At 65.4% G+C, this 12469-nt stretch carries 13 protein-coding genes; 7 read left to right on the top strand and 6 right to left on the bottom strand.

The window, feature by feature from the left end; all coding sequences use genetic code 11:
- Positions 1-7 precede the first annotated feature (7 nt).
- Positions 8-451, bottom strand: coding sequence for a hypothetical protein (locus JQ627_RS24765; protein ID WP_212486712.1), 444 nt, complete (start codon positions 449-451; stop codon positions 8-10).
- Positions 452-601: 150 nt separating this feature from the next.
- Here JQ627_RS24765 and JQ627_RS24770 point away from each other — a divergent pair, with 150 nt between their 5' ends.
- Complete coding sequence (locus JQ627_RS24770; RefSeq protein ID WP_212486713.1) at positions 602-1867, top strand: MFS transporter; 1266 nt, start codon at positions 602-604, stop codon at positions 1865-1867.
- Here the strand turns inward: JQ627_RS24770 and JQ627_RS24775 are convergent.
- Positions 1864-2271 (bottom strand): DUF4864 domain-containing protein, encoded by a 408-nt coding sequence (locus JQ627_RS24775; protein WP_212486714.1) that lies wholly within the window; start codon positions 2269-2271, stop codon positions 1864-1866. The genes JQ627_RS24770 and JQ627_RS24775 overlap by 4 nt on opposite strands.
- A 66-nt stretch (positions 2272-2337) precedes the next feature.
- Entirely contained in the window at positions 2338-2976 is a 639-nt protein-coding gene (locus tag JQ627_RS24780) for a TetR/AcrR family transcriptional regulator (RefSeq protein WP_212486836.1), read from the bottom strand.
- 239 nt (positions 2977-3215) lie between these two features.
- Between JQ627_RS24780 and JQ627_RS24785 the strand changes: the two genes are divergently transcribed.
- Genes JQ627_RS24785 through JQ627_RS24795 form a run of 3 tightly spaced genes read left to right on the top strand, consistent with a single transcriptional unit; the run spans position 3216 to position 7019 of the window.
- The gene (locus JQ627_RS24785; protein WP_212486715.1) at positions 3216-3713 is read left to right on the top strand and encodes a (2Fe-2S)-binding protein; all 498 of its coding nucleotides are present in this window, start codon (positions 3216-3218) and stop codon (positions 3711-3713) included.
- The gene (locus JQ627_RS24790; protein WP_212486716.1) at positions 3710-4765 is read left to right on the top strand and encodes a xanthine dehydrogenase family protein subunit M; all 1056 of its coding nucleotides are present in this window, start codon (positions 3710-3712) and stop codon (positions 4763-4765) included. The genes JQ627_RS24785 and JQ627_RS24790 overlap by 4 nt, the downstream gene beginning before the upstream one ends.
- Positions 4758-7019, top strand: a complete 2262-nt coding sequence (locus JQ627_RS24795) for a xanthine dehydrogenase family protein molybdopterin-binding subunit (RefSeq protein ID WP_212486717.1) — start codon at positions 4758-4760, stop codon at positions 7017-7019. Before JQ627_RS24790 ends, JQ627_RS24795 begins: the two co-directional genes overlap by 8 nt.
- A gap of 42 nt (positions 7020-7061) precedes the next feature.
- Here JQ627_RS24795 and JQ627_RS24800 read toward each other — a convergent pair whose 3' ends face one another.
- Together JQ627_RS24800 and JQ627_RS24805 are read right to left on the bottom strand one after the other, a co-directional pair.
- Complete coding sequence (locus tag JQ627_RS24800) at positions 7062-7214, bottom strand: hypothetical protein (protein WP_212486718.1); 153 nt, start codon at positions 7212-7214, stop codon at positions 7062-7064.
- A gap of 143 nt (positions 7215-7357) precedes the next feature.
- Positions 7358-7906, bottom strand: coding sequence for a cupin domain-containing protein (locus tag JQ627_RS24805; protein ID WP_008561958.1), 549 nt, complete (start codon positions 7904-7906; stop codon positions 7358-7360).
- Positions 7907-8054: 148 nt separating this feature from the next.
- Between JQ627_RS24805 and JQ627_RS24810 the strand changes: the two genes are divergently transcribed.
- Entirely contained in the window at positions 8055-9383 is a 1329-nt protein-coding gene (locus JQ627_RS24810; protein WP_212486719.1) for an aspartate aminotransferase family protein, read from the top strand.
- 70 nt (positions 9384-9453) lie between these two features.
- Positions 9454-10719 carry a D-amino acid dehydrogenase gene (locus JQ627_RS24815; protein ID WP_212486720.1) on the top strand — a complete coding sequence of 422 codons (1266 nt, stop codon included), beginning with the start codon at positions 9454-9456 and terminating at the stop codon, positions 10717-10719.
- Positions 10720-10877: 158 nt separating this feature from the next.
- Here the strand turns inward: JQ627_RS24815 and JQ627_RS24820 are convergent, their stop codons facing one another.
- Positions 10878-11522, bottom strand: coding sequence for a helix-turn-helix domain-containing protein (locus JQ627_RS24820; protein WP_212486721.1), 645 nt, complete (start codon positions 11520-11522; stop codon positions 10878-10880).
- 179 nt (positions 11523-11701) lie between these two features.
- Between JQ627_RS24820 and JQ627_RS24825 the strand changes: the two genes are divergently transcribed.
- Complete coding sequence (locus JQ627_RS24825) at positions 11702-12460, top strand: ABC transporter substrate-binding protein (RefSeq protein WP_212486722.1); 759 nt, start codon at positions 11702-11704, stop codon at positions 12458-12460.
- Positions 12461-12469 lie beyond the last annotated feature (9 nt).

Raw genomic sequence — 12469 nt, forward strand, 5'->3', positions numbered from 1 at the left:
CGTCAGATCAGGCGATGGGCGGGCGGTAGTGCTGAGGCGGCGGCGCGCTGTGCAGGCTGGCCACGATCTCGGGCGCGCAGGCGGATATAGGTTGAACCGGCTTTGCGACGCTGGGCAGATCGGCCGGCAGAGCGCTGATGCACATCATTGCGCAGCAGGGGCCAGCGTGGCTTTTGCCGTCATGATGATGCTGGGCCGGCGCGTCCTGTGCGGCGGTCTGGTGATGCGCATGCGGTCCCGAATGGTCATGCGATGCGTCACCATGAGCGTGGCTGGCCTGCATCTGATGATGCACCGGTACGAGATCGGCGAGGCGTGCGTCGTCGAGGCACGGTGCTGGACCGCTACCCCAGGCAAGCGCCGCTGCCGGCGCGAGCACGCAGAACAGGTAGGCGAGGGCAATGAGGCGCCCCACCCTGATCCGCATCGATCGCGTCAATCGCAACAGCATTCCGCCGATAGACTCCTCGCGCGGCAATGTTGCACACGCAGATTGCAAACTAATGGCAAAGCGCGGCTTCGCCAAGCTCCTTCTTACCGCAGTGCACCGCGCATGCCCAATATCGCGGCACGATGCTTGACCGCGCGGCGATCAGCGAACATGGTCCAGCCCGTGCACGCGCCAAATCTTCCAGGACAGAGACCGGCCTCATTCACCCCTGATTCGCGTCAGGCTTGGGTGCGGCTGTTGCTTGCGCTGCTGATCGGTTCGATCGGTGGCGTCGGCATGTGGGCGGTCGTCGTGGTGATTCCCGTCGTGCAGACGGAGTTCGCCGCCACGCGCGCGGCGGTCTCGCTGGCCTTCACCTTGATGATGTTCGGTTTCGGGCTCGGCGGCGTGATCGCGGGCAAGATCACCGACAAGTTCGGCATCGTGCCGGCGATGGCGATCAGCATTGCTTTCATCGGCGTTGCCAATGTGCTGGCGGGGCTCTCGACCCAGCTCTGGCAGTTCGTCGCGGCCTATTTCCTGATCGGGCTCGGGACGTCGGCGACCTTCGCGCCGCTGATGGCGGAGGCCTCGCACTGGTTCGAACGCTATCGCGGACTTGCCGTGACCATCGTTGCGAGCGGCAATTACGTCGCGGGCACGATGTGGCCGCCACTCATCAGCTCGGGCATGCAGACGATCGGCTGGCGCTACACGCATATCGGCATCGCCCTCGTTTGCGTGGTCTTGATGACGATCCTGGTGCTGGTCCTGCGCGCGCAGATGGGCGACGATCAGGTCCGCAACCACGCCAATGCGCGGCCGCCGCAGGTCGACCTCAAGCTTTCGACCAATACGCTGACCGTGCTGCTCTCGATCGCCAGCATCTCCTGCTGCGTCGCCATGGCGATGCCGCAAGTGCACATCGTCGCCTATTGCGGCGATCTCGGTTACGGCGTGGCGCGCGGTGCCGAAATGCTGTCGCTGATGATGGCCTGCGGCATCGTCAGCCGGATCGGCTCGGGCTACCTTGCCGACAAGATCGGCGGCATCCGCACGTTGCTGATCGGATCGCTGGCGCAGGGCTTTGCGCTGGTATTCTATCTGTTCTTCGACAGCCTTGCTTCGCTCTATCTCATCTCGGCGATGTTCGGCCTGTTCCAGGGCGGCATCGTGCCGAGCTACGCCATCATCGTGCGCGAGGCGATGCCGGCGAGCGAGGCCGCAACCCGCGTCGGCATCGTGATCTTTGCCTCGGTGTTCGGGATGTCCTTTGGCGGCTGGGTGTCGGGCGTCATCTTCGACGCGACGGGCTCCTACGCTGCGGCGTTCGCGAACGGCGTGGCGTGGAATGCCCTCAATGTCGGCATCGTGCTGACACTGCTGATCCGGTCGCGGATGAACGCGGTCAAGACGGGGCCGGGGTTCGCGACCTAAGCCTCTCGCCCTGCCTTGAGCAGCGAACAGCCGGTGATCTTGTAGCTGCCATCGGGCTGCTGCTCGAGCGTGTAGAGCGCCTCCCAGGCTTCGCCATCGGCATCGATGATGTGAACGCGCTGGGAGATCCAGTTGCCTTCACTCTTGCCCTCGCCAAACTCAAAACTCTTGTGCCGATAGACCGGCGCGTAACCGTTTTGCACCATGGACATGAAGATGTCGGGCGCGGGGAAAATCTCCTTGATCGCCGGCGCAGCATGGGAATAGGCCGCGGCCGCATCGTCGCGCGCAAACGCCTGTTCCTGGGCGCGGATGACGCCCTGCGCCGCGGCGACGTCGCCGGCGCATGCCGGAGCGGCACTGAGGGTGATGACAAGGGCGACGAGCAAGGCGGCAATGCGCATGACAGGCTCCGCGTTGAAGTCCCGGCGGTGCCGATCCTAGCACGACCTCCAGGAAATACGGGCGTGCTATCGCTTCCGTTTCACCGCCGGCTTCGCGGGCTTGGCGGTGCGCGCCTTGGGTCTGCCGGCCGGCTGCACCCGCAGCCCGTCCACGAACACGTCGAGCATGCGCAGCACCGAGGATTGCCAGCCGGGCTGGTCGTGCATGTAGCACATGCCGACGAGAGCCCGCAGCAGATCCTCCGGGCTGACATCGCCGCGCATCTCGCCGGCAGCAACCGCACGGTCGAGCAGCGAGCCGATCGCCTTGGTCAGCCGGTCCATCGAGAACGCCGCGAGTTCCGACGAGCTCTGGAACGTCAGCGCCAGCGCGGCCGACATGCCCTTTTTTGTGGCAACGAATTCGACGTTGGAGCGCAGCCAGCGCCGCAGCGCATCGACCGGATCCTTTGCGTTCTTCAACTGCTCCGCAAGCTCGCTGAGCTGCTCGACCTCGCGCCGGTACACCGCCTCGAACAAATCTTCGCGAGTCGGGAAGTGCCGATACAGCGTGCCGATGCCGACGCCTGCGCGTTTTGCCACGGCCTCCAGGCTCGCCTCGGGACCGCCCGCGTTGAACACGATTTTCGCCGCCTCGAGCACGCGCTCGCGATTACGCACGGCATCGGCGCGGGGCTTCCGAATCTGGTCGGCGTGGTCGTCCATGCGAGCAATGTAGATCACGAATTGGTTAGATTGAACCCTTGCAGGGCCGCATCGCGTTGGTGGCGCATGGGCTTTTGACGAATTCCAAATATTTTTTGGTGGCCCTTGTTAACCGGAGGGTGCCTCCGTATCTTCGTTGAGATGTTGGCCGGGTTCCGCCTGACCAGCGCATGTCGACGGCGGCCACGGCGGTGGCGCGCTGCGCGATGACTCATGTCCATATCTGATCGGAGCCTTGTATGAACCACTCCATCAGCCTCACCGTGAACGGTGCGCGGCGCGATTTCGTCCTCGACGATCCGCGCGTCACGCTGCTCGATCTCCTGCGTGAGCGCCTCCATCTCACCGGAACCAAGAAGGGATGCGACCGCGGCCAGTGCGGCGCCTGCACCATTCTCGTCGACGGCAAGCGCATCAACTCCTGCCTCGCGCTCGCCATCAGCCATGACGGCGCCGACATCCTCACCATCGAAGGTGTTGCGCGCGGCGACCAGCTTCATCCCGTCCAGGCCGCCTTCATCGCCCATGACGGATTTCAGTGCGGCTTCTGCACGCCAGGCCAGATCATGAGCGCGATCGGCATGATGCGCGAAGCCCAGGCCGGCAACGATCCCGAGCGCATCCGCGAATGCATGAGCGGCAACCTCTGCCGCTGCGGCGCCTATGCCGGCATCGTCGATGCCGTGCTCGAGGCGCAGGCCGGTACTGACGAAGCAAATCAGAGGCGCTCCGCATGAAACAGTTCGATTACGTCAGGCCGGCCACGGTCACTGAAGCCGTCGCTGCCGCCGCGCAGCCGGGCGCCGTCTATCTCGCCGCCGGCACCAATCTGCTCGATCTGATGAAGGGCGGCGTCAGCCGGCCGGATCGCTTGGTCGACGTCACGCATCTCGGCGGGCTCGATCAGATCGAAACCCTCGCCGACGGATCCTTGCGCATCGGCGCGCTCGTCAGCAATGCCGATCTCGCGCACGACGCGGACTTTGCAAAATCCTATCCGGCCGTCGCCGAAGCGCTGCTCTCCGGCGCGTCGGCGCAACTGCGCAATGCCGCCACCGTCGGCGGCAATCTGTTGCAACGGACGCGCTGCGCGTATTTCTACGACACGGCGAGCCGCTGCAACAAGCGAGAGGCCGGTACTGGCTGCGATGCCCGCGAAGGCGAGAACCGTACACATTCGGTGCTTGGCTGGAGCGAGAGCTGCATCGCCACGCATCCGTCCGATTTCTGCGTGCCGCTCGTCGCGCTCGATGCCGTCATCGAGATCGAGGGCAAGCACGGCCGTCGCGAGATCGCACTTGACGAACTGCATCGTTTGCCCGGCAATACGCCCGAGCGTGACGCCGCGCTCGAACCCGGCGACCTCATCGTCGCGGTTCGCCTGCCGCCGTCGGCGCGCGGCTTTGCCGCACATGCACGCTATCTCAAGGTCCGCGAGCGCACGTCTTACGCGTTCGCCGTCGTCTCGGCCGCTTCTGCGTTGCGCATCGAGAACGGCAAGATCGCGGAGGCGCGGCTGGCGCTCGGTGGCGTCGCCGCAAAGCCCTGGCGTGCCCGCGCCGCCGAAGACGTGCTCAGAGGCGTCGCGCCCACGGCAGATGCCTTCCAGGAAGCGGCCTGGCGCGCGCTCACCGACGCAAAACCGTCCGGCGACAACGCCTTCAAGATCGAGCTCGCACGCCGCATCGTCGTGCGCGCGCTGACCCTTGCCGCCGCCGGTACGCCCGCGCGTATTCCCGCGCTGCCGGCCTCTCCCTTTGCCTCGACGTCCGGAGCCATCCATGCCTGAGCTCAATCTCACCAGCGCGCCCGCCCATCTGCGCCATGGCTCGAACATCGGCCAGCCGCTGACCCGCCGTGACGGCATCCTCAAGGTCAAGGGGCAGGCGACCTACGCCGCCGACAACCATCCGCCCGGCATGCTGTTTGCCGTAATGGCGGTCTCCAGCATCGCGCACGGTCGCGTCACCTCGCTCGATGTCGCCGCCGCAAAACGCCACCCCGGCGTGGTCGACGTCATGACGCCGGATCACAAGCCGCAGCTCGCGATCGATCCCGAGATCAAGACAAATCCGTTCGTGTTCCGGATGGAGGTCTTGCAGAGCAACGAAGTCCGCTACGCCAACCAGCCGATCGCCGTCGTGATCGCCGAGACGCTGGAGGCGGCGACGGAAGGTGCGGTGCTGCTGGCGCCCCGCTACGAGGCGCAGCCCGCGCTGGTTGGGCTCGATGCCGGCACGAGTTACGTGCCGCCCGTCGTCGGCGTCGGCAACCCCACCGAAAATCACCTCGGCGATGTCGAGGCGGGGCTTGCCTCGGCCGACAAGCAGATCGACGCGATCTACGAGACGCCGCCGCAATATCACAACGCGATGGAGCCGCATGCGATCGTCGCCGCATGGGATGGCGACAGTCTGCAGATCGACATGCCGACCCAGGGCCTCATGCTCTCGCTCGGGCGCATTGCCGAGCTGTTCGGCATCGCGCCGGACAAGATCCACATCCGCAGCCCGTTCCTCGGCGGCGGTTTCGGCTCCAAGGGACTGATGTCCGGGCCGCCGACCCTCGGCATCATGGCCGCGAAGCTGGTCGGAAAGCCGGTGAAGCTCGTGCTGCGGCGTGAGCAGATGTACGGCCCGGTCGGCCATCGCGCGCCGACGCGCCAGCGGCTTCGCATCGGCGCCGACGGCGAGGGACGCCTGACTGCGCTCGATCACCACGCCAGGACCGTGTCGAGCACGTTCGACGATTTCTACGAGCCCGCGGCCGACGCCTCGCACACGCTCTATGCGAGCCCGGCGATCCGCACCTCGCACGATGCCGTGCGCGTCAACACCGGCACGCCGCTGTTCATGCGCGCGCCGGGCGAGGCGACCGGATCAATCGCGCTCGAAAGCGCGATCGACGAGATGGCCTGGGCCTGCGGCATTGATCCGCTTGCCTTCCGCCTCAAGAACTATGCCGAGGTCGAGCCGATCACGGGAAGGCCATTTTCCTCGAAAGCGCTGCGTGCCTGCTACGATCAGGGCGCAGCGCGTTTTGGCTGGGCGAAGCGCTCGCTCCAGCCTGGACAGATGCGCGATGACGCCGGACTTCTGGTCGGCTGGGGGATGGGCACCGCGACGTTCCCCGCGCTGATGTTTCAGGCGGAAGCGCGCGCCGTGATCCGCCTCGACGGCTCCGGCGCGATGGAGATCGGCGCGCATGACATGGGGCAGGGCGCCTGGACGGCGTTGGCCCAGATCGCCGCCGACGAGCTCGGGCTCGATATCGATCGCGTCGAGTTCAAGGCCGGTTCCTCCGACTTGCCCGACGCGGGCATTGCCGGCGGCTCGGCGCATACGGCAACCGCGGGTGCTGCGATCCACAGCGCGGGCGCGGCCGTGATCGCCAAGCTTGCAGATCTCGCCACCAACGACGAGCGCTCGCCGCTGTTCGGCGCCGGCAATGCCGGCGTGATTGCGCGCAACGGCCGATTGATCAGGCGTGACGACGAGAGCCGCGGCGAGAGCTACGTCGAGATCCTCGCGCGCGCACGCATCGTCGAGATCGAGGCGCGCGGAACCGGCGCGCCGAATCCTGCGGCGATGGAGGAGTATGCGATGCATGCGCATGGTGCGGTGTTCGCGGAGGTGAAGGTCGATCCCGAGCTCGGCCAGGTCCGCGTCACCCGCATGGTCGGCGCCTTCGCCGCGGGACGCATCGTCAATCCGCATCTGGTCAAGAGCCAGCTGTTCGGCGGCATGATCTGGGGTATGTCGTTCGCGCTGCACGAGGAGGCCATCACCGATCGCCGCAGCGGCCGGATCATGAACGCCAATCTCGGCGAGTACCATATCCCGGTGAATGCCGACGTGCCGCCGCTCGACGTGATCACGGTCGAGGAACACGATCCGCATGTGAATGCGCTCGGCATCAAGGGTGTCGGGGAGATCGGTATCACCGGCAGCGCCGGTGCGGTCGCCAACGCAGTCTGGCATGCGACCGGCGTGCGCGTCCGCCGCTTTCCGATCCGGATCGAGGACTTGCTGGCGCAGCGTTGAGGCGGCGGGCGGGGCGAGATATTCTCGTTCCGCCGCGTACCGCTAATGCAGCTTCCTGCGGAGGGCCTTGAGCGCCTCCCGCTGTGTCTCGATGTATTCGGCAATAGCCTTGCGCAGCTCGCGTGAATGGAGCTTGTCGGCATCACGCTGCACTTCATCGAGCGCAGCCTCTGCATTGGCGAGCGTGATCTTCATCTGCGAGCCCAGTTACGAAGCGGCGCCGGAATGTCTCGGCTAGGGTTCGCAACATATAGCGGCCCGGCTCGCGGAAATTGAGGTGGCTCAAGCTCCGTAAGATACCGGTGGCTCCGTAAGATCCCGGAGAGCGCTGATGCGCTTCAGAAGGTCGGCGGTGTGCAGGCCGAGATCACTTCGCACGGCTTGCCGCCGACGCAGCGGAAGCGATGCGGGCGACGGCTCTCGAAGTAGTAGGCATCGCCCGGATTGAGGATGCGGCGTTCGTCCTCGACGGTGACCTCGAGCTTCCCCGAGATCACGATGCCACCTTCCTCGCCGTCATGGACGAGATGAACGCGCCCGGTGTCGCTGCCGGGCTCGTAACGCTCCTTCAGGATCTGCAGGCTGCGGCCGAACAGATTGTCGCCGATCTGGCGATACGAGATCGGCTTCTTGCCGACCTCGGTCAGCTCCTCCGCGCGATAGAAGATCTTGCGCCGTGACTCCGGCTCCAGCGCGAAGAACTCGGCGAGCCCCATCGGGATGCCGTCGAGGATGCGCTTGAGCGCGCCGACCGACGGGTTCATCTGGTTGGATTCGATCAGCGAGATCGTCGAATTGGTGACGCCCGCGCGCTTGGCGAGCTCGCGCTGCGACAGCTTGTGGCGTGCCCGGATGAATCGCAGCCGTCCACCGATGTCGACGCTCATGCCCTGGCCTCTGTTTCAGGTGTTGCGGATCGCGCAAATATGGACCGGCTGCCCCAGTTAAATCAATGGCTTGCAGGTCACCAGAAAAGGACTTGTTGCCCCATCCAAGCCGTGGCTCTGCTAGTGGGTCAGCAAAGGAGCGTGGCCCGTGACCCTTCATCAGATTCCGAACACTATCAAGACCGACGCGTTCTGGATGCCGTTCACGGCCAACCGTCAGTTCAAGAAGGCGCCGCGCCTGTTCTCCTCGGCCGAGGGCATGCACTACACCACCGTCGACGGGCGCAAGGTGATCGACGGCTCCGCCGGCCTCTGGTGCGTCAATGCCGGCCACGGCCGCAAGCAGATCGCCGCTGCGGTGGAGCGCCAGCTCATGACGCTGGACTTCGCGCCGACCTTCCAGATGGGCCATCCGCTGGCATTCGACTTCGCCGAGCGTCTCGCCGAGATCGCGCCGAAGGGCCTCGACCGCATCTTCTTCACCAACTCTGGCTCCGAGTCGGTTGACACCGCACTGAAGATCGCGCTCGCCTATCACCGCGCCAACGGCCAGTCGAGCCGCACCCGCCTGATCGGCCGCGAGCGCGGCTATCACGGCGTCGGCTTCGGCGGCACCTCGGTCGGCGGCATGGTCGCCAACCGCCGTGCCTTCGCCACGCTGCTGCCGGGCGTCGACCACATCCGCCACACTCATGATCTCACCCGCAACGCCTTCGCCAAGGACCAGCCCGAGCACGGCGCCGAGCTCGCCGACGATCTCGAGCGTCTGGTCGGCCTGCACGGCGCCGAGACGATCGCCGCCGTCATCGTCGAACCGGTGCCGGGTTCGACCGCGGTGCTGCCGCCGCCGAAGGGTTATCTGCAGCGCCTGCGCCAGATCTGCGACAAGCACGGCATCCTCCTGATCTTCGACGAAGTCATCACCGGCTTCGGCCGTCTCGGCACCCCGTTCGCCGCCAACTTCTTCGGCGTCACGCCGGACCTGATGACGACCGCCAAGGGCATCACCAACGGCACCATTCCCTGCGGTGCCGTGTTCGCGAGCCGCAAAGTGCATGACGGCATGATGGTCGGCCCAGAGAACCAGATGGAGCTGTTCCACGGCTACACCTATTCCGCGCATCCGACCGCCTGCGCCGCTGGTATCGCCACGCTCGACATCTACAAGGACGAGGGCCTGCTCACGCGCGGTGCGACGATGGCAGAATACTGGCGCGACGCGCTGCATTCGCTGAAGGGTCTGCCGAACGTCGTCGACATCCGCAATTGCGGCCTGATGGGCGCGGTCGAGCTCGCCCCGCGTGATGGCGTCGTCGGCGCGCGCGGCTACGACGTCATGGTCGACTGCTTCAACACGGGCCTTTACCTCCGCATGAGCGGCGACAGCTTCGCGATGTCGCCGCCCCTCATCGTCGAGAAGAGCCACATCGACCAGATGGTCTCGATCCTCGGTGACGCCATCAAGAAGGTGGCCTGATAATTGCTCTCGCCGCTGCAGGGTTTTATCTTGCAGCGGCGCGCGTGATGCCGCGGGAGTTTGACGAAGCGTGAAAGTTCTGATCCTCGGCAGCGGTGTCATCGGTGTCACCTCTGCCTACTACCTTGCGCGTGCCGGTCATGAGGTGACGGTCGTCGACCGTCAGCCCGAGCCGGCACTGGAGACCTCGTTCGCCAATGCCGGCGAGGTATCGCCCGGCTATTCCTCGCCCTGGGCCGGCCCCGGTGTGCCGGTGAAGGCGATCAAGTGGCTTCTGATGAAGCACGGCCCGCTGGTGATCCGGCCGAAGCTCGATCCCGTCATGTGGATCTGGCTGCTCAAGATGCTGCGCAACTGCACCAGCGCGCGCTATGCGGTCAACAAGAGCCGGATGATTCCGATCGCGGAATACAGCCGCGACTGCTTGCGCGACCTACGCCGCGACATCGGTATTCAATATGACGAGCGCTCGCAGGGCACGCTGCAGCTGTTCCGCTACCAACAGCAGATCGACGGCACAGCTGAGGACATCGCCGTGCTCAAGCAATATGGCGTGCCTTACGAAGTGCTGAGCCGCGAGGGCTGCATCGCGGTCGAGCCGGCGCTCGCCGCCGTGAAGGAGAAGTTCGCCGGCGGGCTTCGCCTGCCGCAGGACGAGACCGGCGACTGCCACATGTTCACGCAGGCGCTGGCCAGGCACGCCGAAGCGCTCGGCGTGCGCTTCATGTTCAACACCGGCATCGATCGCATCGTCACGGACGGCGCGCGCGTCAGTGGTGTCGTGACCAGCGCCGGCACGTTGCAGGCGGATAGCTACGTGCTCGCGCTCGGAAGCTGGTCGTCGCGGCTCGTTGCGCCGCTCGGCATCTCATTGCCGGTCTATCCGGTGAAGGGCTATTCGATCACGGTGCCGATCAAGGACGCCTCCGGCGCGCCGGAATCGACCGTGATGGACGAGAGCTACAAGGTCGCGATCACCCGTCTCGGCAATCGCATTCGCGTCGGCGGTACGGCCGAAATTTCCGGCTATTCGAGCCAGCTCTACGACGCCCGCCGCGCCACGCTCGATCACTCGCTGACCGATCTGTTCCCGCGCGGAGGCGATCTCTCCAAGGCCACGTTCTGGAGCGGCCTGCGCCCGATGACGCCGGACGGCCCGCCCGTGATCGGCCCGACGCAATACGCCAATCTGCACCTCAACACCGGCCACGGCACGCTCGGCTGGACCATGTCCTGCGGCTCCGGCCGCGTGCTCGCGGACATGCTATCGGGCAAGAAGCCGGAGGTCGATGTGAGTGCGCTGACGGTGGATAGGTATAGTCACCGGTTTGGGTAACGCTCCATCCCCTCGTCATTGCGAGGAGCGAAGCGACGAAGCAATCCAGAATGTCTCCGCGGAAAGACTCTGGATTGCTTTGCTTCGCTCGCAATGACGATGTTGAAGCGTCGCCGCTCTTCTCACTTTCGCTGCGCGCGGTGGAAGGTGAGCAGGGCTTACCCCGCTCCCGTCACGCAATTCACCCACAGCACCACCGCCTTTGCATCCTGCATCGGATTGGAAAACCGGTGCGGCCGGCGGCTCGCGAAGCGAAAGCTGTCGCCCGTCTTCAGCGACCACGTCTCGCTGTCCACCGTCAGCATCATCTCGCCTTCCAGCACCAGGCCGGCTTCCTCGCCGTCGTGGGTGTAGAGCTCGTCGCCGGTGGAGCCGCCGGGCTCCAGATGCACCAGGAACAGATTGAGCCGGTTGTCGCTGCTCGCCGGACTCAGCAACTGCTTCGACACCCCGGTGCGCCAGAGTTTCAGTTCGGGCCGCTGGAGCCCGCGCGTCACCACCTGATCGGAAACGCCGTCGGCACTCGGGCTTGCGCCGAACAGCGCGGCGATGCCGACGCCGAGCACGTCGGCGAGCGTGGCCAGCACGCGCAGCGACGGCGACGAAAGGCCGCGCTCGATCTGGCTGAGGAAGCCGATCGACAAGTCCGTGCGCGCCGCGACCGTCTCCAGCGAGAATTGCCTGACGCGCCGGAGATCCCTGATGCGGCGGCCGACCGCGACGTCCATCGCGGGCTCGGCCGGCTTGATGATCGCCTTGGACTTCACCTTCTTCGCCGGCTTTGCGGCGGCCGGTTTGCGCATTCTTTTGCCACCGCTCACGTCAAACCGCTTCCTTCATGTGCATGAAAACCGCTTGCATCGGCCGCGAAAGTGTGACCAAATTTTCATATTGGTGAAAATAGGCCGAAACGGCGTGGCCCGCAACGTCTGATCACGACATGCGCGAGCGCCGCCATCGGCCAGGCCCAAAGGGGGATGCGATGAAGCGTTTTGGTCTGGCCGCGGTCGCGGCGCTCGCGATTGCAGCCGTAGCGCCGGCTTCGGCGCAGCAGGTGCTGAAGGTCGGCTCGACACCGACAGGCATTCCGTTCACCTTCCTCGACACCAAGACCAATACCATCCAGGGCATCATGGTCGATCTCGTCACCGAGGTCGGCAAGGATGCCGGGTTCAACGTGCAGATCGAGCCGATGCAGTTCTCGGCGCTGATCCCCTCGCTGACATCGGGCAAGATCGACATCATCGCGGCTGCGATGTTCATCACGGCACCGCGGAAAGAGGTCGTCGACTTCTCCGACCCGATCTACACCTATGGCGAGGGCCTGGTGGTGCCGAAGAGCGACACCAAGGCCTATGTCACGCAGGATGATCTGAAGGGCGAGACGGTCGGCGCCCAGGTCGGCACCGCCTTCGTCGATGCGCTGAAGAAGTCCGGTCTGTTCGCCGACGTGAAGGCCTACGACACCATCCCGGACATCCTGCGCGACGTGAACACCGGCCGCCTCAAGGCCGGCTACGCCGACTATCCGATCCTCGCCTACAATCTGAAGCAGGGCGGTTTCCCCGAAGTGCGCCTCGTCGACGGCTACAAGCCCGTCACCGTCGGCTCGGTCGGCATCGGCGTCCGCAAGGGCGAGGCTGCACTGCTCGGCAAGATCAACGCCTCGCTGGCGAAGCTGAAGGCCAACGGCACGATCGACAAGATCCTCGATAAATGGGGCCTGAAGGCGCAAGGCTGATAGGGTCCG

It is taken from the genome of Bradyrhizobium liaoningense (assembly GCF_018130785.1).
GTDB lineage: Bacteria > Pseudomonadota > Alphaproteobacteria > Rhizobiales > Xanthobacteraceae > Bradyrhizobium > Bradyrhizobium liaoningense_A.